Raw genomic sequence first — 21,498 nt, 5'->3', positions numbered from 1 at the left:
AAACACCCCCCTCAACAGTAGATTCGCTGCCACGAGGTTATAAACTTGTATAGTTAGTGTCCAAGCGATAATGTAACTACACTTGCTCTAGGTTTAGTGACAGTTGCAATAGGCTCAATCTAAGCCACTATTTTATTGAGTAATGACATAGCCTTTTAGAAGCGTTCAATCTGAAAATTAAACCTTTCTTTTCACCCAATCTACTAATTTCCAACTATTGTAAATAACGAATTTTATAATTTGAATTTTAATTCAGGTATGTTACTATAGAAACTAAGTTAATAGCTCGGGTTTGAGTAACTGAGAAGACCTCAAGAAGTGATTGCGCATAATGCAATCACTATCTTGGGGTCTTTTTTGTTCTCTAATCCTCTATAAAAGGGAGATGAAAGAAATGACAACATTTTCATCAATGAATCGAAATGAAATCGCGAATACGTTACGTACTGAGAATTTTGACGTTTTAATTATAGGTGGCGGCATTACCGGTGCTGGCATCGCATTGGATGCGGCGGCGAGAGGGATGAAAACTGCACTTATTGAAATGCAGGATTTTGCTTCAGGTACGTCTAGTCGTTCGACCAAACTTGTCCACGGCGGATTACGTTATTTAAAACAATTTGAAATTAAAGAAGTTGCCGAATTGGGGAAGGAGCGCGCGATTGTCTACGAAAATGGTCCACATGTTACAACACCTGAATGGATGCTATTGCCGTTTCATAAAGGAGGTACATTCGGTCCTACAACCACAGCTCTTGGATTAAAAGTATATGACTTACTAGCTGGAGTTAAGCGCAGTGAACGGAGAAGAATGCTGAATCTCGAACAAACTATACAACGAGCTCCTCTCATCAAAAGGGAAGGTCTTCAAGGAAGCGGCTATTATGTAGAATATCGCACAGATGATGCTCGCCTTACAATTGAAGTTGCTAAATCGGCTGCGGAAAAAGGCGCAACTCTGTTGAATTATGCAAAAGCGGAAGGTTTCATCTACAATGACCATAACCAACTATCAGGCGTTCAAGTCCGCGACATGATCACAAACGAAATGATGTCCGTACACGCGACAAAAGTTATCAACGCTGCAGGTCCATGGGTTGATGAAGTGAAAGAGTTCGATGGCCACTCCAACGGTAAAAACTTGATATTGTCCAAAGGGATTCATCTCGTATTCGATCAAAGCGTATTCCCTTTACATCAAGCAATCTATTTCGATACACCTGACAAACGTATGATTTTTGCAGTACCACGTGATGGTAAGGCATATGTCGGAACAACGGATACATTCTTTGATGGTGACCCGAAAGAAATGCAAATCACAGAAGATGATCGCACATATATTTTAAATGCCATTCACTATATGTTCCCGGATGTATCTGTTACTGAAAAAGATGTTGAATCCAGTTGGGCAGGTGTTCGACCACTGATTCATGAAGACGGTAAAAACCCCTCCGAGATTTCTCGTAAGGATGAAATTTGGGAATCCGAACGAGGACTAATCACCATTGCTGGGGGAAAACTAACAGGCTACCGTAAAATGGCGGAAACTGTTGTGAATAAAGTCTCTACTCTTTTGCAACAAGAAAAAGGATTACATTTCAAACGATCCACTACGAAGAACATGCCCATCTCGGGTGGTGATGTCGGTGGCTCTGCTCATTACTCTCGCTACTTCAACCAAGCTGTCAGTCGTGGCAAGTTGCTCGGTTTCACGGAACGTGAAAGTCGACATTTGGCTGCTCTTTATGGCTCTAACGTGGATAAAGTTTTAACGATTCCTTATGATGAATCCGAATCCATGCCACGTATTCTCTATGTTAAGTTACGCTATGCTATTGAACATGAGATGACTGTGAAACCGACTGATTTCTTCATTCGACGTACAGGCGATTTGTTCTTCAATATCAAAAACGTGCAAGACGCAAAAGAAGATGTACTAGTTAAAATGAGTCAATTGTTGAACTGGTCTGCAGAAGAACAGAAGCGTTATCAGTTAGAATTGGAAGACGAGTTACTAAAGTCAACATCTGTTGTGTAAATACTATAATATAAACGTATATCTATAGACGGGGGTTACTTTATATGTCTTTTCATAACCAAAAAGTGTTGCCAGCTGCACGTACATTGAAACAATTTGAAAAACTCTTAGATAGTACTTTTGAATACATTGTCCTGCTAGAAGTGCATATCAGCAATTTAAAAACCGTAAAACAAGAGGCGGATAAGCGGTGCAAGAAACTAATTATTCATGCCGATTTGGTTCAGGGTCTAAAAACGGATAACTTTGCAGCCGACTTTTTATGCAATGATATTCGTCCTGCAGGTATTATTTCCACTCGATCAAATATTATTATGAAAGCAAAATCTAAAAACATTATCGCTATTCAACGTATGTTTTTACTCGATACAATCGCATTAGAAAAAAGTTATTCTCTAATTGATCAAACTGCTCCAGACTTCATTGAAATGCTACCAGGTGTTATTCCCGAACTCATTGAAGAAGTATATGAGCGTACGGGTATTCCCATTATTAACGGTGGACTCATTCGGACAAAGCAACACATCGAGGATGCACTAGCAGCAGGTGCTGTAGCCGTGACGACCTCTGATAACCAATTGTGGGAACACTTTATTTAAATGGAGAACTTTCTACGTCATTGTTGACAGAATAAACTTACCACTCTATACTTGAAAACAAGTTAATATAAGTGGTTGAGTTTAGGAGTCCACAATTAAGTTCTTGCACATAGCAAGATTTAATTGTGGACTTTTTTGCGTCGTAATTGCTCAACTACCAAACTTAAATTGGGTAGGAGGAGATATAAATGACACCTTTTGCAGGTGAATTGATCGGAACGATGATATTAATATTATTTGGTGGGGGCGTAGTAGGCGGTGTAGCACTAAACAAATCTAAAGCAAATAGTGGTGGATGGATTGTTGTTACTGTAGGATGGGGTCTTGCGGTTACGCTTGGTGTTTACGCAGTGGGCCAAGCAAGTGGTGCTCATTTAAATCCAGCAGTCACGATCGGTTTCGCGAGTATTGGTAATTTCCCTTGGTCAGATGTTCCTATGTATCTTTTAGCACAGATGATTGGCGCAATTCTAGGTGCTGTATTAGTGTACTTCCACTACTTACCTCATTGGAAAGAAACAGAGGATCCAACTGCCAAACGTGATGTATTTGCTACTACACCTGCAATTTACAATCCGCTGTCAAACATAACAAGTGAAATAATCGGGACGTTCATTTTAGTACTTGGTTTATTATCTATTGGTGCCAATGAATTTACTGAAGGACTAAACCCGTTAATCGTTGGCGCTTTGATCATCGCAATTGGGTTATCACTTGGCGGTACAACTGGCTATGCGATCAACCCTGCACGTGACCTTGGTCCGCGGATAGCACACGCTTTCTTACCTATTCCCGGAAAAGGGCCATCCGGATGGAAGTATGCATGGATTCCAGTAGTAGGCCCAATAATTGGCGGTACATTCGGTGCCCTATTCTACAAACAATTTTTCCTTAATGAAAACAGCATGACATTTTGGATTGTCGGTGCATTCATACTTGCAATTCTTCTCGCAGCTCAGTTTTCAATCCGTAAAGAAGTAGTACAATCAAGTCTTCTAATTCAGACTCATAAAACTACGAATGACTAATCGTCTTCATAAATACTGGAGGAATAAATCATGACTGAAAAATATATTATGGCATTAGATCAAGGTACAACAAGTTCAAGAGCAATCTTATTCGATAAAAAAGGTAAGATTTTTCACACTGCACAACAAGAGTTTACTCAATATTTTCCACAGTCTGGTTGGGTAGAACACAATGCTGACGAAATTTGGAGCTCCATTTTGTCTGTCATTGCTGGAGTATTATCAGAAAAGAATATTTCAGCAGAGCAAATTGAGGGCATTGGAATCACGAATCAACGTGAAACAACGGTCGTTTGGGATAAGCACACAGGTAATCCCATTTATAATGCGATTGTATGGCAATCTCGTCAAACTGCAGAGATATGTGAGGATCTTAAAGAAAGCGGTTACAACGGTTTGTTCAGAGATAAGACCGGATTGCTTATCGATGCATACTTTTCGGGCACTAAAGTCAAGTGGATTTTGGATAATGTAGAAGGCGCACGTGAAAAAGCTGAAAATGGAGACTTGTTGTTTGGTACGATTGATACGTGGATTATTTGGAAGTTATCCGGTGGTGCGGCACACGTAACAGATTACTCGAACGCTTCTAGAACTCTTATGTACAATATACATGAACTACAATGGGACGAGGAACTATTGTCTATCTTGGATGTGCCGGCATCAATGTTGCCTAAAGTGTGTCCTTCATCTGAAGTCTATACACATGCAGATCCCGAGCAATTTTTCGGTCACGCAGTTCCTATCGCGGGTATTGCCGGTGATCAACAAGCCGCATTATTCGGCCAAGCTTGTTTTGAATCGGGTATGGTGAAAAACACATATGGAACAGGTTGTTTTATGCTAATGAACACGGGCGAAAAAGCGGTGAAATCCGATAATGGGCTGTTAACGACCATCGCTTGGGGAATTGATGGCAAGGTAGAGTATGCGCTTGAAGGAAGTATCTTCGTAGCAGGTTCAGCAATCCAGTGGTTGCGCGACGGTTTACGCATGTTCCGAAACTCTTCCGAAAGTGAGCAATACGCAAAACGGGTCTCTTCTACAGATGGTGTCTATGTCGTACCTGCATTTGTTGGTCTTGGTACCCCCTACTGGGATAGTGATGTGCGTGGTGCCGTATTCGGTTTAACACGTGGAACGACGAAAGAGCATTTTGTACGGGCTACGCTAGAATCCCTTGCATACCAAACGAAAGACGTCGTTGATGCAATGGAATCGGATTCGGGTATCTCCCTAAAAACGTTACGGGTAGATGGCGGAGCAGTCGAGAACAACTTCCTGATGCAGTTCCAATCCGATTTACTAAATGTATCGGTAGAACGACCGACTATTAACGAAACAACAGCGCTCGGTGCCGCATACTTGGCTGGACTTGCTGTAGGCTTCTGGAAAGATCGTTCAGAAATTGCAGCTCAATGGGCGATAGATCGACCGTTCCAACCAAATATGGAGGATTCTGAACGTGAAAAACTGTACAGCGGCTGGCAAAAAGCTGTACAGGCAGCGACTGTTTTTAAATAAGTTCTTTGCATACGTTCCTGTGGGTTCCTGTCGTGACTGTTTTGATTGTCATGCCTTTACCCACAGGTATTTTTATCCCGTTGTCTTTTCTAAACTCGCGACCCGTATGAATCTACACGGATAATTTGTAGTGGCTAAAGACATCGAATATAGAGTAATAATAAAGTTCGCTACCATCTAAAAATAATAGCCGATCCGCACGATTGGAAGTTAATTGTGGCTGCAAAGGATTTCCATCAGGTTTACGGAAATCGAGCTCTTGAACTATTTCATAGGAATTGGCTTTTCTAACCAATTCAAAAAAGTGATGATGATCAAAGTACTCTCGATGCACGACCATTGTATCGCCATTGATCGCAAATGTTTGAAATCCAAGTGCTTCAGTAGAGAATTGGAACTCGCCACTCTCATTCATTAAACCAATCTGTGCATCCATGCCAATGAAATACCAAATCTCATCATTTGCCGCCACATTCAGCGCCAAACATTCTCCCATAAGCTTTCTATCGTTCCCGTCATCTATAATATTCCCTTCATGATCCCAGCCTACCAGCCCTGAATTACCAATTGGTTTCTTCCAACCATAATTACCGTATACGCCTTCATCAAAATAACCTGTCCATATCTGATTATTTCTCGTCGTATACATATGGTCGATTCCATCGCCTAAACAGAATGAACGAATCAAGTTCCCGTCCCAATCATAGACGCGTCCATTTTGATCAACATGGGTTTCATCATGATTAATAGATCTTGCGCAGGCAAGCAATATATGGTCATCATCAATCGATTCGACTATATGGTAATTCCACTGTTCATTCGGTAAATGCAATACCGTCTCCTCACCATCCTTCAGACGAAGTACTTTATAGGAGTAATATTCCTCCGTTACAGTTGCCGGAAATCTGTGGTCGACTAGCGGTGGTTGCTCTTCTGCCAATAGTATAAGCAAATCTTGTTTCGGACCAATAGAAGTGGATAATGGGAAGAATCCTTCGATATGCTTTTGGATATTTAGAATTGGAGTTATCGGAATGATTTGTTTTGAGTGCATATAGATCACCTCACATTTAGAATTTTTTCAATGTCCAGTTCACCGATCTATTATCAAACTCATGATGCGATTGGCCTTCAGCCCACTTGCTCAGATCTTGATAATCCTCATGTGACGGGTCTCGCATCACACTAAGGAAATGATCGAATCCAGGTTCTCCACCGCAATCTTCAGGGGGTGCTGTTCCTTCGCCTTCCAAGCAAAGTGAGGAACGGACTGGCTGATCCACTTTAACTTCTTCTACTACTATCTTGTGCTCCCAGCAATCGCCAAAGTCATAGATATATTTTATGCAATTGTAGGGTGGAATGAATTCAGAAAGCAGTATATGATCTTCTTGTTCCATTTCAAAGCCATCTCCAAATCCTTCTTCATTCGATTCAACTTTAAGAAATTGAAATTCATGCAAATGCGAATTATGCCAATCGAAAAGAACCTGTAGTATTTGATGAAATCTGTGAAACGAAATATGTAGAGGTACGATTACACGTCTCCATATTGAATGCTTTCCGAGTACCAAGGAAATATGTAGTACTGCACTACCTCCTGTGAAAATACTCTTATCACCCGCAAGCCTTTGCAATTCTTTAAACATCTCTTCGTGGGGCTCAATCATAGGTTGCTTTGCGCCACCAGCCAACATACGACTTGCCTTTTTCGACGCCTCTATACCGAATAATTCTACTGGATCTAACTTATCTGGAAAATACCCTACCGATTCGCAAGATTTATTAAGGCGCGCTACTAACGTACGGTTTTTTGATTTATGGAATGTTACCTTACCGGCTTCTTCAATATATTGTTCTATTAGATCTTCGCGAATACGCTCCGCTTGTAACGTTTTTCTTATAGCTTCCACAATCAACTCATCTAAACGTTTACTATCTTTAGCTTTAATGCCATGCAGTGCCACAATATAGCGAGTTTTATCGTTCATTAAAACGATGGTCTTTCTACGATTGATGAGTACTACATTCGCATGCCAAGAAAAGAATGGATTCTCTTCTTCATGAACTGCCACTGTAAACGGAATAAGATCCAACAGTTTTTTCGTTCCTGAAATTTGCACAAAATCACTCCTTCTATAGTCTACTAACTATATATGCCTAAACAAACGATCCTCTCATTCTTTATCCACATCGGGGAAGTACTTCTTCATTAACGCCTCAGCCTCTGCTATGCCAGCCTTTGTAAGAGCTACAGACTTTGATCGCCTACCTCCACGTATTAAATCCTCTTCCTCTAACTGATTCAACGCATCAAACGAGTAACCTTTCCAACTGCGTAAAGGCCCTTCTGGAAAATCTTGATCTTTCCAAGATGTTGCGTATAACAATAACAAAGTTAGTTCTTCGATTTGTTGATCCATGAACAGTCACTCCTCTTCTTGAAGTATTTTCATCAGTATATAGTAAGTAGAATACATATCCAATGACTACTGTTTACTATACGAATAAGTCTGATAAATATATCGAACTGCTATCAATTCATACTTTCCCATAGTGTACAGGTATATCAGATGGAAATAATGACATGTAAAAGACAGTTATATATCACTATCTTTTTCATTACATTTCGAATATACGTTAACCAATGCAGCGTGCTAAAATATATTAAATGCAATTCCAAAGAGGATGTGTAAAACTCAAAAGAAGTCCGTTATTGGCTGTACACTCATCACGTTACACTGTATTTGATTTATAAAATCAAACGATTAAAGAGGTGTTCAAAGTTGATAGCAGAAAATAAAGAACAAACGATATTTACTCATACAGGAAAGAAAATCATAACAGATCGTGTTATTGATATAATAGCGAAAGTCGATGAACCACTAGTCGTTGTACTCGGCAATATGTTAAGCGACGAAGAATGCGACGAACTGATTCTGCTTTCTACAGATAAAATGAAACGTTCTAAAATCGGCGTAATTCATGCAGAAAATGAAATTAGAACTAGTAGCGGTATGTTTATTGAAGAACCTGATAACTTGATCGTCCTACGAATCGAAAAACGGATTGAAACAATTATGAATATCCCCATCGAACACGGCGAAAGTCTCCAAGTTCTTCACTATCTACCTGGACAAGAATATAAAGCACATCATGACTTCTTCTCAGCAACTAGCAACGTTACGAATAACCGGATTAGCACACTCGTCATGTACTTGAACGATGTCGAACAAGGCGGCGAAACATACTTCCCTCACCTCAAACTGTCCATCACACCTAAAAAAGGAATGGCTGTCTACTTTGAGTATTTTTATAATGATCCGCTGATCAATGACCTAACGTTACACGGTGGTGCACCAATAGAAATCGGAGAGAAATTTGTAGCTACGCAGTGGATGAGGAAGCAAAGAGTACGGTGAGAGACTTAAAATCTAACTTATCATCATAAAAACCGTTCGAGGCCGCAATAACAGTCTCGAACGGTTTTACAATATCAGCCCACTTGTTCAACCGTGAGTATATCACTTCACTTCCAATTTATGTTTTCGTGAATGTTCAAAACCACCTTTATTTAGGCCGTAACAAAGCTCCATAATCATTGCGCTTAACTACTTTTGGTGTTGTAAATTGGAATTATCGATCATTAGTAAAAAAGCGCCAACCCCATAAAACTGGAGTTGACGCTTTAAATATATTTTGGGAGAATGACTTACATCATGCCGCCCATTCCACCCATACCGCCCATATCAGGCATACCGCCACCTGCTGGTTCTGGTAGGTCTGCAACAACAGCTTCAGTAGTCAAGAACATTGCTGCTACAGATGCTGCGTTTTGTAGTGCGTAACGAGTTACTTTCGTTGGATCCACGATACCTGCTTCTACCATATTAACCCATGTGCCTTCTGCTGCGTTAAAGCCGACGCCGACTTCTTCGCGCTTCAAGCGATCTACTACGATAGAACCTTCAAGGCCCGCGTTTGTTGCAATTTGACGTACTGGCTCTTCAAGTGCACGAAGTACAATCTTGATACCCGTTGCTACGTCGCCTTCAGTATCTTCAAGTAATGCTTCTACTTTCTTATACACGTTTACTAGTGCAGTACCACCACCAGATACGATTCCTTCTTCAACTGCTGCACGTGTTGAGTTCAATGCGTCTTCGATACGAAGTTTACGCTCTTTTAACTCAGTTTCAGTTGCAGCTCCAACTTTGATGACTGCTACTCCGCCAGCTAGTTTAGCTAGACGTTCTTGCAATTTCTCTTTGTCGAATTCAGAAGTAGTTTCTTCTAACTGTGAACGGATTTGGCCGACGCGTGATTCAATAGAACCTGCATCCCCGATACCTTCAACGATAGTTGTGTTGTCTTTTGTTACTACGATTTTCGCAGCACGTCCTAGTGATGTCAGGTCAGCAGATTTAAGATCAAGTCCCAGATCTTCTGTGATTACCTGTCCGCCAGTTAGGATTGCGATGTCTTCAAGCATAGCTTTACGGCGATCGCCAAAGCCAGGTGCTTTAACTGCAACTGCGTTAAATGTACCGCGAAGTTTGTTGACAACTAGCGTAGCTAAAGCTTCACCTTCAACGTCTTCAGCGATAATCAACAATGGCTTACCTTGTTGAACTACTTGCTCAAGCACAGGAAGGATTTCTTGGATGTTGTTAATTTTCTTATCTGTAATCAAGACGTATGGGTTATCAAGCACTGCTTCCATTTTGTCTGTGTCTGTTGCCATATAAGCAGATGCGTAGCCACGATCGAATTGCATACCTTCTACTACATCCAGCTCTGTTACGAAGCCTTTGGATTCTTCGATTGTGATGACACCATCGTTACCCACGCGCTCCATTGCTTGTGAAATCAACTCGCCGACTTCTTCATCTCCAGAAGAGATTGCTGCAACTTGTGCAATTTCTTGTCTAGTTTCGATTTCATCGGAAACACTTTGAAGGCCTTCAACTGCTGCGATTACCGCTTTTTCGATTCCTTTACGGATACCGACAGGGTTTGCGCCAGCTGTTACGTTCTTCAAGCCTTCACGAATCATTGCTTGTGCAAGGACAGTTGCTGTTGTTGTTCCGTCTCCTGCGATGTCATTTGTCTTGGATGCAACTTCAGCTACAAGTTTTGCGCCCATGTTTTCGAATGCATTTTCAAGCTCGATCTCTTTTGCGATGGTTACACCGTCATTTGTAATAAGTGGTGAACCGAATTTGCGTTCAAGTACGACGTTACGACCTTTTGGCCCAAGTGTTACTTTTACAGCATCTGCTAGTGTATCTACACCGCGGAGCATTGCGGAACGTGCATCTTCGTTAAATTTAAGTTCTTTAGCCATGTAAATGATTCCCTCCAGAATTTCTATTTGTCTACTACATTTTCGTTATAATTAATTATCCAATAATTGCAAGAATGTCGTTTTCACGAAGGATCAAGTATTCAGTACCTTCATACTTCACTTCAGTGCCTGCGTATTTAGAGAAGATGATGCGGTCGCCTTCAGATACTTCTAGTTCGACGCGCTGTCCGTTCTCAAGAACACGGCCTGTACCAGCAGCAATTACTTTTCCTTCTTGTGGCTTTTCCTTCGCAGAGTCCGGTAGAACAATGCCGCTTGATGTTTTTTCTTCTGCTTCGATTAATTCGATAATGATACGGTCACCTAGTGGTTTCAACAAATGAAACAACCTCCTCGAGATAATGGGTAGTTTTTATTTTTCTTAGCACTCACTTACAACGAGTGCTAACACAACTCTTATATTAAAGAATTTCACACATAATTGCAAGTAAAAGCGTTCGACATTTTCTTCTTTTGCCAAACGTCTTTTTTCGCGTTAAACTAGTCAACATGTATGAAAGAAAGGTTGTGCACCGTGAAAAACTGGGTTGTTGCTCTGATGATCTTCATGTCGTATGTGTTGCTCCAGATTGCCAGCATTTTTCTTGCCCCTGAATTAATTGTTTACTTCACCGGCAAAGACTTGTCCAAAGTAGAAGCCATGTCCCAAGGGTTCGCTTGGACGTTATTCATTACGCAAGGTGTCGCAGCGCTCATAATCGCCGCGATCCTGTTACGAAATAAAAAGTTCTTACCTGTATTTAAAGGAAAGCCATCGGGATTCGGAAGCGTTCTTCTATGGGGGATACTTGGTTTCTTCCTCGCCATGGCTGGACAAATTGTAGGAGCTGCGATTGAGTCGGTGTTCGGTGTGACCGCAGGCTCCGAGAATACGGAGTTATTGTCGAATATCTCGAAAACCGCACCTATTATCATTTTTGCCATGGTGTTGTTTGCACCGTTCCTAGAAGAAGTCGTGTTCCGCCGGATTATTTTCGGTAGCTTGTACAGAAAGACGAACTTCTGGGTCGCTGCCATTGTCAGCGCCATCGTCTTTGCAGCTGTGCATGGTGAGTTGCAACATTTGCTCATGTACTTGATGCCAGGTCTCGCATTCGCCTTCGTCTATTACAAGACCAAGCGTTTGCTGACTCCGATGATTGCCCATTTCCTCATGAACAGTTTCGTCACTGTCGTGCAATGGAATGCGGATAAACTGCAACAATTACAAGATATGCAGCAGAGTATCGTATTATTCCTGCAATAGAAAAAATCTCCCCGTGAATGGGGAGATTTTTTAATATGGATATGCAGAAAGATGAATCTGGCCTGTGGTTCGGGGATTGGAGTTCCAGCAGGGGACGCTTTCCTGAGGGCGCGGCCCGAGCCTCCTCGTCACTGCGTTCCTGCGGGGTCTCGAACTCGCGCTGATCCTCCAGGAGTCGCCCCTGCTTCCACTCCAATCCCTACATTTAAAATATATGGATATAGATCACTTACTGGCAGTGTCGTCTGAATTATTTTTAGTCTTTTACTTTTTTAGTTCAAGTGCAATTGTCTAGGTTTCTACTTATACTTTTCCAATCAGATTTCAGAACACAACAGTAGTTGATCGTAAGTGGAATGCTCCCGATGGATCAGCGTCCACCTGGAACGTCGATCAACGGCGCCTCACCCACTCTCAAAATCATTACTGAGCCGCCATAACCTGAACCATCTTATCAATATCAGGCTTCGCTGTTCCTCTCACGTTCTCTGTCAAAATACTAAAGATCAACTCTTGGCCGCTCTTTGTCTTCACATAGCCGGATAGCGAATCCGTACCGTTAAGCGAACCGGTCTTCGCCTGCACCTTGCCTCTGACAACAGGACTCGTCAAACGGCTGCGCAATGTCCCGCCTAGCATGCGGTCGTTCACGCCTGCGATTGGCAATGAACGCTCAAATGCTGGATACCATTCCTTAGACTGAGCGGCATACAACACTTCCGCAATCTTCTCGGAAGGGATTTTATTCTTATGCGACATGCCTGAACCATCCTCTAAATACATACCTTTCGTGCTAATGCCATCTTTTTCTAACGTTTCCCTAACGACACGCAAGCCGGCATTCCAGCTTCCTTCATTATATACTTCACGCCCCATGGACTTGGCCAAGATCTCTGCATGTGAGTTGTTGCTGTACTTCATGAATGGCATCATCAAATAATATAAGGACATCGACTCTTTCTTTGCGAGTAACTCCGCATTCGCAGGAGTTTTCCCACGTGTTACACGAGCAGTCGATTGAAGTTTGATGCCTTCTTTAGCTAGCGCACGTTTAAAGACGTCTGCTGTAAAGGCTGTGGGATTGGATACCGTCACCCATTGGCGCTTGCCATTCGAATTGAGTGGAACATTACCTGAAACGATAATTGTGTTCGTGCCTTGTTGACGTTTAATTGTAACGGTGTTGCGTTGGTTTTTCGGTACAGTTCGTGTGCGATTTACGACTTTTACGATGTCTGTGTGCGGTGTCAATGTCACTGCACCCGCCCTACCGTTCCGTGTCGGCTTCGCATGGACAATTGTCGTACCTGCGTCGTAGTCTTTATTCGGCGAGATTGTCAGTGCTGAAACTTGCGCTGCGTAGTAATATGTTTCATCTGATTTATGAATACCGGGTGATAGACGCTGTGTATCAAACCATGTATCGTCCGCCACGATATGTCCGGTTACGGAATGGATGCCTGATTCACGCATTTGACGTGCCATACGCAATAAGTCGGCTTCAAGTAATGTCGGATCGCCTGTCCCACGCAAATATAGATGACCATCGAGGATACCATTTTTCACTGTGCCGTTCGTTAAGATATCTGTATCGAATGTATAATCTTTCCCTAACACTTCAAGTGCAGATGTACTTGTCAGAACTTTGACATTTGATGCAGGTGTGACTCCTTGATTGCCACGATATTGATAGACAATGCGATTAGTATCTGCTTCACGCACGATGACGCTGCTTCGTGTACCACGCATACGCTGACTTGAAATCACTTGATTAATCCCTGTTTCTAACCCTTTATAGGACTGCTGAGCCGCAGCTGCTTGACCTTCTATAACTGGAGTTGTAACACTCGCTATAAGCAACATTGCACCTAGTAACCACTTGCTCCATCTAGTTGGAGTCTTTTTACTGTTCACTTGTATTCATTTCCCCCTACTCATTCTATTCTTAGATAGTTTACCATAGGGGCATTGGTAAATGAACCCATATTTGACCACGTCACCGTAAACGCAAAAGATCCCCCTGCGTTAGCAAGAGGATCTAAATAGATTTACTTATCGTCTGTTTTATTCATCACTTCATCAATCTGACGCTGTTGCTCTGCTTTCACTTCTTCCATCTGGCGCAGACGTTCCGCTTTCTCGAACTTCCGATAACCTAGACGTGAAATCACAATACTGACCTCATACAAAATGAATAGCGGAACCGTAGTGAATAAATGCGATACGATGTCAGGTGGTGTAATGAACGCTGCCAGTACGAACAAAACGAAATACGCAACTTTTCGTATTTTGACAAGTACCTTAGGTTGCAACACACCGAGACGTGATAAAAATAAAATGACAATCGGTAACTGAAAAACGAAACCGAACGGCAATAGTAGCGAGAATAAAAAAGAGAAATACTCATTAATACCGATTGTCTGCTCAATGTTTAATTGGCCTGACAGATTAATCATGAATTTCATGACATACGGTAGCAATATAAAATAAGAGAAACTGATTCCTGCTAAAAACAGGAGAAAAGCAAACGGGATATATGACAGCGTGACACGCCGTTCCAAGTCACGAAGTCCCGGTGAAATAAAGGCCCAAAATTGATACATGATGACCGGTGAAATAATAACAATCGCAAGAAATACAATGACTTTCAAATAGATCACGACTGGATCTACGACGTTAAATGCATTCAATGTGACTTGTTCAGCCGGTGTATCAAACTGTATGAAATTAATGAGCGGCTTCGCCAAGAAAAAACTACCGATTGCCCCAACAATAAAGAAAACGACGATTACCATCAGCCGTTTTCGAACTTCATCTATATGTTCAATGATTGTTAAGTCTTTATCTGCCATCAGAATAACACCCTAACTCAGCGCACTTCTTCTTTCTTGTCTTCAACCTTTTTTACGTCATCTTCGTCGTCTGTAAGGCCTTTAGTTGCGTTTTTGAACTCGCGCAATGAAGAACCGAACGCTTTACCGATTTCAGGTAATTTCTTAGGACCAAATATAAGCAATGCAATTACAGCGATAATCAGTAAACTTCCGATACCTGGAGCCATGTTGGCCACCTCCTCGTAATAAGTCTATTCTACATGAAAACCTATAATTTTACTATCACAGTGTCATGTAATTTGTGAATCTTTTACGTCCGTTTTGATGAGGTAAATCAATGTTTGCAACTCAACAGACAAGTCGATTGTCTGAATGCGGATTGTATCTGGTACTGCCAGCCGTTCTGGAGTAAAGTTCAAAATCCCTTTTACAGAAGTTGTAGCGAGACGATCTGTCAATTCCTGTGCAACACGTGATGGCACAGTCAAAATAACCATTTCAATACCTAGCTCATTAATTTTCTCTTCAATACGATCAGGTGGATAGATAAGAATATCGTTCTTCAGTTCGCCCTCATACGGTGCTTTCGGATCGAACGCGACCACAATTTTCGTGTTATGAATCTTTTGGAAATTGTATTTCAAAAAGGCGTTCCCGAGACTACCTACCCCGATCAATGCCACATTGGTTTCTTCATCTTGATCAAGCGTTTCACGGAAGAATTGCAACAAGGAGTCGACGTCATAGCCGTACCCTTTGCGTCCAAGCGCTCCAAAATGGGAGAAATCTCTGCGAATCGTTGCCGCATCAATCTTCATCGCTTCACTTAACTCACCTGATGAAATGCGTTGTACACCTTTATCTGCATAATTTCGTAAAAATCTATAATATAAAGGCAACCGTTTTGATGTTGCCTGCGGAATTCTAGGTTTCCTCACAGCTGTGCCCTACCCCCATTGTCACTTCAATGACCAACCCCTGAACAAGGGTATAGCCGCTTTTATCGTACAGCACAACGAGTTCATTGTAAAGCCGATTATTGCATGAGGCGCCCCATTCCATTAAACTGATAAGGAATAGAGGTGTGGGGCTTGATTATTTTACAAGTGAATGGACTAACCAAGTCTTTTTCAGGTACGGATCTACTAGAGAACGTCCGTCTCGAAGTACAGCATCGAGATCGTGTCGCACTAGTTGGACGAAACGGTGCTGGAAAATCGACATTATTGAAAATTATTGCAGGTGAAATATCCGCGGACGAAGGAGATATCATCATTCCAAAAGATGTACGTATGGGCTACCTCGAACAGCACAGCGGACTCGATTCGGAATTAACGATTTGGGATGAAGTGATGACGGTATTCGCACCACTTCGTGAAAAAGAAAGTCGTCTACGCACGCTAGAGCATGAAATGTCGAATCCTGCGGTATATGAAGACGCGGATCGTTACGCTCGCGTCATGACAGAATATGATGAACTACAAATTGAGTTTAAGGAAGCGGGAGGCTATCAATTTGAAGCAGATGCCCGTTCTGTGCTTCATGGGATGCGTTTTTACCCGGATGATTTCGAGAAGCCTGTACATTTACTATCAGGTGGTCAAAAGACTCGTCTAGCGCTTGCAAGGATGCTTCTGAGCAAGCCAGACTTGTTAATACTCGATGAGCCAACGAATCACTTGGATATCGAAACACTGAACTGGCTCGAACGGTATTTGTCAGGCTACGAAGGTGCGATTCTAATCGTTTCACATGACCGATACTTCCTCGATAAAGTCGTTACCACTGTTTATGAAGTGTCTCGACGGAAAGTCTCAAGGTACAGCGGTAATTACAGCTCGTACTTAGACGAAAAAGCGAAGAACTATGAACGTGATCAGAAGTTGTTCGTTCAAGAAAAGGATGAACGGGCAAAGCTAGAGGAATTCATTCAGAAGAATATTGCACGTGCGTCCACTTCCAAAATGGCGAAAAGTCGACGGAAGCAACTAGAACGCAGGGACTGGATGGACTCCCCAGACGGCGACGAGAAATCCGCGAACTTCTCTTTCTCTATTGATCGACCTAGCGGTAACGATGTCCTGTCACTAGATGATGTCAAAATCGGCTATGGTGAAGAGCCTGTATCGAAGAATATTAATCTGCGTATTTATAAAGGGGATCGTGTGGCATTTGTCGGACCAAATGGTGTCGGTAAATCCACATTACTTAAAACCATAGTTAAGCGCAACGAACTAATGGGCGGCGAGATCCGCTATGGGACGAATGTTCAGTTCGGTTACTACGACCAAAACCAGGCAACACTCATCGGGTCCGGTACCGTCTTGCAAGAAATATGGGATGACTGGCCACTAATGAATGAAAAAGACGTACGCTCACTACTTGGACGCTTCTTGTTCACTGGTGACGACATAGAAAAACTCGTCTCCTCCCTGTCAGGCGGAGAAAAAGCCCGTCTTTCATTAGCACAATTAATGCTCGAAAAGTCCAATACATTAATCTTGGATGAGCCTACGAATCATTTGGATCTCGACAGCAAGGAAATACTAGAAAACGCACTAGACGACTTCCCTGGAACGATTCTATTCGTGTCACATGACCGCTACTTTATCAACCGACTCGCAACCAAAGTTATTGAAATGAGCGACGATGGAGCAGTTGAGTACCTTGGCGATTACGATTACTTCGTCGAGAAAAAAACTGAGATGGAAGAGATATTAGCGGCTACACAACTCGAACAACGATCAAAAGAACCCGTCGTCAAGAAGGAAGTGGCGAATAAAGAAAACCAACGCCACGAACGCAGGCTAACGAGATCCATTGCGGATTTAGAGAAAAAACTTGAAGCGTATGATGAAGAAATCGAAACTTTACAAGCCAAACTACTAGAACCCGAATTGGCGAACGATCACATCGAACTAATGGATATTCAACGTCAAATTGATGAAATCCAAGCCGTCCATGACGAACAATCAGAAGAGTGGTTGTTACTTCAAGATGAGTTAGAGAACTTGTAAAGATGTATGGAGCCTTACGATTGTTTAATACAAAACGAGCATTGAGAACTGATTGGTTCTCGATGCTTTTTTGTTTATGCTATTTTGGTTATGAGCGTTGGCAGCGTTGTGTAGGGCGGATGCGGGTGCGACATTGCATAGAGCGGACACGGGTGAACTATGAGCGGGTGCAGCATTGCATAGAGCGCATACGGAAGAACTATGAGCGGGCGCGAAATTGCATAGAGCGCATACGGGTGAACTATGAGCGGGCGCGGCATTGCATAGAGCGCATACGAGTGAACTATGAGCGGGTGCGGCATTGCATAGAGCGGACACGGGTGAACTATGAGCGGGCGCGGCATTGCATAGAGCACATACAGGTGAACTATGAGCGTTTGCAACATCTCATAAAGCGGACGTCACATCCTATAGAGCAATCCAGGTATTTTATGAGCACTTCTGCGATAACTTTCAGCATTTGTAGAAAAACACCATACTTCAACTATATTAGCCAAACAATTACACGACAAAATGCGACAAGAAACCCTCCATTCCTCTTATCATTCGTCATTTTATTACTTTCATAAAAAATCGCAAGCTAAAATACACTTTATTTCTCCACAATCTTCTCCACAGTTTAAATCCCCATTTGAACACATATGAACATAGTTATCCACGTTACCCACAATTATATGTTTATTAGTCCACATAGTTATCCAATATGTATCCGTTTACCATACACAGGTTATGAATGTTACCCACAAACTATCCACAAACTGTGTATAAGTACGAATGTTCCCTCTTGACAAATTAATATTCGTCTAACAAAAAAAACACACAATTTGCTGAAAGTTAGCAAACTGTGTGTATCTTCATTAATTCCATGATTTTAATGGCATTCCAGGTCGACCATTCATACTAGAATCACTTCGAACGCCGCTTTTCCACATCTCATAGCCAGCTGCAGCAATCATCGCTGCATTATCTGTACACAATGAAATAGGCGGAACATAAAAGGGAATTCCCTCTTTTTCAAGCGCAGTAGTCAGCGATTTTCGCAGTCCTTGATTCGCAGCTACACCACCCGCTGCGATTACTTGCTTCACATCATATTCTTTCGCTGCTTTAACTGTTTTGACTGTCAGTACATCGACAACACTTTGCTGAAAGCCCGCCGCAACATGATCATGATTGATCTTTCCGCCCTTTTGCTCGATATTATGCTTATAATTGATAACGGAAGATTTCAATCCACTAAAACTGAAGTCATACGAATCTTTTTCGAGCCAAGCACGCGGGAAATCAATACTTTCATCACTCGCCTGCGCTAGCCGATCTACCTGTGGACCTCCTGGATAGGGCAAACCAAGTACACGAGCTACTTTATCATAGGCCTCGCCTGCTGCGTCATCACGCGTTTCACCGATCAATTCGAATGAACCATGTGACTTCATAACGACAAGCTCCGTATGACCACCTGAGACGATGAGCGCCAGCAAAGGAAACTCCATTTCATGAATCAATTGGTTTGCATAGACATGTCCTGCAATATGATGCACACCAATTAACGGTAACTGATTCGCAAAGGCAAAAGCCTTCGCGGCATTGATACCGATCAACAATGCCCCCACTAACCCAGGTCCTTCTGTCACAGTGACTGCTTCCAAATCACTTGGTACAAGTTTCGCTTCATTTAATGCTTCCTGGATCACCAGTGTGATTTGTTCCACATGTAAACGCGAAGCTATTTCAGGAACGACACCGCCAAATTGCTTTTGCTGCTGGATTTGTGATGATACTATAGAAGAGATAATTTCCGTTCCATTTTTCACTATAGAAGCTGCGGTTTCATCACAGCTCGTTTCAATACCTAAAATATAATGATCTTTATCCATTAGAATTCCACCCACATGACGAGCCCATCTTCATGGTCGTCTGTATAATAGTTTTTCCTGATGCCGCCTTCTTGAAAACCTAACTTACGATACAACGTCCGTGCTGGTTCATTACTTACACGTACCTCAAGCGTCATGGTCTTTACTTCATTCAAGCGGCACAACTCCATAGCCTGACGCATCAAATCTTCTCCATACCCTTTACCTCGGTAAGCTGAAAGTACGGCCACATTGGTAATATGACATTCATCGAGAACAATCCACATACCGCAATGCCCAATCACTTCACCGTTCAGATCCGCAACAATATAATGAGCATACGCATTTCCTGTTAATTCATGCTCGAAAATCTCTTCTGTCCAAGGCGTTGCAAATGATTCGAGTTCTATACTCGCAACCGCTGGAATATCATCATGTGTCATCTTTCGAAATACCACTTCATTACTCATGGGAAGACTCCTTCTTCACCAAATTGGCTTCTGCCTCAGTAATTCTTTTATACTGTGGCGTAAACGTATGCACTGTTTCCGCTTGCTCTACACTTTGAGCCAGTAAAATAGCAGAAGATGCACGTGGCACATTCAGTGCGAATGAAGCAAAATGTGCTTGTTCTCCAAGATGCTCACGAATAATTGATTCATGCAGTTTCACATCTTCTCCAACAAATAAAATCGCCTCGTTATACTCTTTTAACTCCTTCAGCAACCCTACAAGTGCACAGTGCTGATCTTCGAGCACATTGACCAGTTCAGTCCCCTTCGCACGATAGACACCAGCGTAGACATTAGATCTTCTTGCATCAATCACGGAACAGATAAATCCGTTGAATAGTTGTCCATTCAATGCTAACGCCTTCAGACTCGATACACCGTAAAGAGGCTTATCAAGCGTCCAGGCTAGCGTCTTCGCAATCGTCACGCCAATGCGGACACCTGTATACGAACCTGGCCCCTCAGAAACGGCAATTGCATCTATTTCCGAAGGAGTAATGTCTGCCTTACGACACGCCTCTTCCACTGCTGGCATTGCGCGTAGCGAGTGATTAATCTTCATCATACTTGACTCTTCGATAAGTAATACATCATCTTTAACAATGGCTACAGATAAAGGTGAATTTGCTGTATCTATACCTAACCATATCATGTAAAAATCTCCTCACAAATACGTGTAAATCGTTCACCTTTTGGCGTACATTCAACTTTACGGGAATCGGGCCCTGTATGACGGATGACCAATTCCAACCGATGTTCGGGCAACTCTTCTTGAATATATTGTGCCCATTCCACTACAGAAATCGCATCTCCATAAAATAGCTCGTCCCAACCTAAGTCTTCCTCGCTATTGGCTAACCGATATACATCTAAATGATTGAAAGGGTAATCCCCTTCATACTGCTTGATAATCGTAAAAGTAGGACTACTGACTGTGCGTGTGATACCGATTGCTTTTGCAAGCGCTTTTGTAAATGTTGTCTTACCGGCTCCGAGATCACCTTCAATTGTCAGTACGTCAGGTGGTCTTAGATAGTGACCGATCCTAGCAGCTAGCTTCTCCATCTCTTCAACGGACTCGATTTCTTTCTCCCACACGGCTAACTCACCCTTCTCTTCCTATTATAGTACTAGTGTACAGAAAAACCTCGTAAAACAAAAGCTAAGAAGACAGCATTGATTATTTACAATAAAAAAACGATCGCACCCGTTAAGGTGAAATCGTTTTGAAATGTTAAATTATGGCGGTCCCGACGGGAATCGAACCCGCGATCTCCTGCGTGACAGGCAGGCATGTTAACCGCTACACCACGGGACCACTGAAAAGAAGCAAAAAAATAAAGCCTAGCAACGTCCTACTCTCACAGGGGGAAACCCCCAACTACCATCGGCGCTGAAGAGCTTAACTTCCGTGTTCGGTATGGGAACGGGTGTGACCTCTTCGCCATCGTTACTAGACTCTTTGAGTAAAGCTTG

The 21,498-nt window shown here is 42.3% G+C and carries 20 protein-coding genes, 1 tRNA gene and 1 rRNA gene; 7 read left to right on the top strand and 15 right to left on the bottom strand.

Features of this window, described 5'->3' with window-relative positions:
• The first annotated feature begins 394 nt into the window (after positions 1-394).
• From CSV72_RS06435 to glpK, 4 genes are all read left to right on the top strand, one after another.
• Positions 395-2,038 carry a glycerol-3-phosphate dehydrogenase/oxidase gene (locus tag CSV72_RS06435; RefSeq protein WP_099677665.1) on the top strand — a complete coding sequence of 548 codons (1,644 nt, stop codon included), beginning with the start codon at positions 395-397 and terminating at the stop codon, positions 2,036-2,038.
• 44 nt (positions 2,039-2,082) lie between these two features.
• Positions 2,083-2,637, top strand: coding sequence for a glycerol-3-phosphate responsive antiterminator (locus CSV72_RS06430; RefSeq protein ID WP_099677664.1), 555 nt, complete (start codon positions 2,083-2,085; stop codon positions 2,635-2,637).
• Positions 2,638-2,825: 188 nt separating this feature from the next.
• Positions 2,826-3,665, top strand: coding sequence for an MIP/aquaporin family protein (locus tag CSV72_RS06425; RefSeq protein ID WP_099677663.1), 840 nt, complete (start codon positions 2,826-2,828; stop codon positions 3,663-3,665).
• 30 nt (positions 3,666-3,695) lie between these two features.
• Positions 3,696-5,189 carry a glycerol kinase GlpK gene (gene glpK / locus CSV72_RS06420; protein ID WP_099677662.1) on the top strand — a complete coding sequence of 498 codons (1,494 nt, stop codon included), beginning with the start codon at positions 3,696-3,698 and terminating at the stop codon, positions 5,187-5,189.
• 112 nt (positions 5,190-5,301) lie between these two features.
• Here glpK and CSV72_RS06415 read toward each other — a convergent pair whose 3' ends face one another.
• From CSV72_RS06415 to CSV72_RS06405, 3 genes are read right to left on the bottom strand one after another with little or no spacing between them, the layout of a single operon-like run.
• On the bottom strand, positions 5,302-6,243 hold the full coding sequence (locus tag CSV72_RS06415; RefSeq protein ID WP_099677661.1) for a hypothetical protein: 942 nt from the start codon (positions 6,241-6,243) through the stop codon (positions 5,302-5,304).
• Positions 6,244-6,259: 16 nt separating this feature from the next.
• Positions 6,260-7,312 carry a plasmid pRiA4b ORF-3 family protein gene (locus CSV72_RS06410; protein WP_099677660.1) on the bottom strand — a complete coding sequence of 351 codons (1,053 nt, stop codon included), beginning with the start codon at positions 7,310-7,312 and terminating at the stop codon, positions 6,260-6,262.
• A 54-nt stretch (positions 7,313-7,366) separates the two neighbouring features.
• Entirely contained in the window at positions 7,367-7,612 is a 246-nt protein-coding gene (locus tag CSV72_RS06405; protein ID WP_099677659.1) for a DUF6429 family protein, read from the bottom strand.
• Between the two features lie 363 nt (positions 7,613-7,975).
• Between CSV72_RS06405 and CSV72_RS06400 the strand changes: the two genes are divergently transcribed.
• The gene (locus tag CSV72_RS06400; protein WP_099677658.1) at positions 7,976-8,611 is read left to right on the top strand and encodes a 2OG-Fe(II) oxygenase; all 636 of its coding nucleotides are present in this window, start codon (positions 7,976-7,978) and stop codon (positions 8,609-8,611) included.
• Between the two features lie 290 nt (positions 8,612-8,901).
• On the opposite strand, the gene groL is transcribed toward CSV72_RS06400, so the two are convergent.
• Positions 8,902-10,536 carry a chaperonin GroEL gene (gene groL, locus CSV72_RS06395; protein WP_099677657.1) on the bottom strand — a complete coding sequence of 545 codons (1,635 nt, stop codon included), beginning with the start codon at positions 10,534-10,536 and terminating at the stop codon, positions 8,902-8,904.
• Between the two features lie 55 nt (positions 10,537-10,591).
• On the bottom strand, positions 10,592-10,876 hold the full coding sequence (gene groES, locus CSV72_RS06390; RefSeq protein WP_099677656.1) for a co-chaperone GroES: 285 nt from the start codon (positions 10,874-10,876) through the stop codon (positions 10,592-10,594).
• A 195-nt stretch (positions 10,877-11,071) separates the two neighbouring features.
• Between groES and CSV72_RS06385 the strand changes: the two genes are divergently transcribed.
• A complete protein-coding gene (locus tag CSV72_RS06385; RefSeq protein ID WP_233191120.1) occupies positions 11,072-11,803 on the top strand; it encodes a CPBP family intramembrane glutamic endopeptidase in 732 nt (243 codons plus the stop codon).
• 423 nt (positions 11,804-12,226) lie between these two features.
• On the opposite strand, the gene dacB is transcribed toward CSV72_RS06385, so the two are convergent.
• The 4 genes from dacB to CSV72_RS06365 form a co-directional block, all read right to left on the bottom strand.
• Positions 12,227-13,717 (bottom strand): D-alanyl-D-alanine carboxypeptidase/D-alanyl-D-alanine endopeptidase, encoded by a 1,491-nt coding sequence (gene dacB / locus CSV72_RS06380; protein WP_099677655.1) that lies wholly within the window; start codon positions 13,715-13,717, stop codon positions 12,227-12,229.
• Positions 13,718-13,851: 134 nt separating this feature from the next.
• Positions 13,852-14,655: a twin-arginine translocase subunit TatC gene (tatC, locus tag CSV72_RS06375; RefSeq protein WP_099635414.1), complete on the bottom strand. Its 804-nt coding sequence runs from the start codon at positions 14,653-14,655 to the stop codon at positions 13,852-13,854.
• 17 nt (positions 14,656-14,672) lie between these two features.
• Positions 14,673-14,864 carry a twin-arginine translocase TatA/TatE family subunit gene (locus CSV72_RS06370; RefSeq protein ID WP_029055052.1) on the bottom strand — a complete coding sequence of 64 codons (192 nt, stop codon included), beginning with the start codon at positions 14,862-14,864 and terminating at the stop codon, positions 14,673-14,675.
• Between the two features lie 63 nt (positions 14,865-14,927).
• Positions 14,928-15,575, bottom strand: coding sequence for a redox-sensing transcriptional repressor Rex (locus tag CSV72_RS06365; RefSeq protein WP_099635413.1), 648 nt, complete (start codon positions 15,573-15,575; stop codon positions 14,928-14,930).
• A gap of 153 nt (positions 15,576-15,728) precedes the next feature.
• Here CSV72_RS06365 and CSV72_RS06360 point away from each other — a divergent pair, with 153 nt between their 5' ends.
• Entirely contained in the window at positions 15,729-17,654 is a 1,926-nt protein-coding gene (locus CSV72_RS06360; RefSeq protein ID WP_099677654.1) for an ABC-F family ATP-binding cassette domain-containing protein, read from the top strand.
• 857 nt (positions 17,655-18,511) lie between these two features.
• Here the strand turns inward: CSV72_RS06360 and tsaD are convergent.
• The 6 genes from tsaD to rrf all read right to left on the bottom strand — a co-directional run bounded on the left by tsaD (position 18,512) and on the right by rrf (position 21,480).
• Positions 18,512-19,531: a tRNA (adenosine(37)-N6)-threonylcarbamoyltransferase complex transferase subunit TsaD gene (gene tsaD / locus CSV72_RS06355; RefSeq protein WP_099677653.1), complete on the bottom strand. Its 1,020-nt coding sequence runs from the start codon at positions 19,529-19,531 to the stop codon at positions 18,512-18,514.
• Positions 19,531-19,980: a ribosomal protein S18-alanine N-acetyltransferase gene (gene rimI, locus CSV72_RS06350; protein ID WP_099677652.1), complete on the bottom strand. Its 450-nt coding sequence runs from the start codon at positions 19,978-19,980 to the stop codon at positions 19,531-19,533. Before rimI ends, tsaD begins: the two co-directional genes overlap by 1 nt.
• Positions 19,973-20,674, bottom strand: coding sequence for a tRNA (adenosine(37)-N6)-threonylcarbamoyltransferase complex dimerization subunit type 1 TsaB (gene tsaB, locus CSV72_RS06345; RefSeq protein WP_099677651.1), 702 nt, complete (start codon positions 20,672-20,674; stop codon positions 19,973-19,975). The genes rimI and tsaB overlap by 8 nt, the downstream gene beginning before the upstream one ends.
• On the bottom strand, positions 20,671-21,120 hold the full coding sequence (tsaE, locus tag CSV72_RS06340) for a tRNA (adenosine(37)-N6)-threonylcarbamoyltransferase complex ATPase subunit type 1 TsaE (protein ID WP_233191118.1): 450 nt from the start codon (positions 21,118-21,120) through the stop codon (positions 20,671-20,673). Before tsaE ends, tsaB begins: the two co-directional genes overlap by 4 nt.
• 144 nt (positions 21,121-21,264) lie before the next feature.
• Positions 21,265-21,340: transfer RNA gene (locus CSV72_RS06335), tRNA-Asp, on the bottom strand.
• Between the two features lie 24 nt (positions 21,341-21,364).
• Positions 21,365-21,480: ribosomal RNA gene (rrf, locus tag CSV72_RS06330) — 5S ribosomal RNA — on the bottom strand.
• Positions 21,481-21,498 lie beyond the last annotated feature (18 nt).

The organism is Sporosarcina sp. P20a, assembly GCF_002743175.1.
GTDB lineage: Bacteria > Bacillota > Bacilli > Bacillales_A > Planococcaceae > Sporosarcina.
The sequence above is the reverse complement of the archived record's forward strand: the minus strand, read 5'-3'. Positions and strand labels throughout refer to the sequence as shown.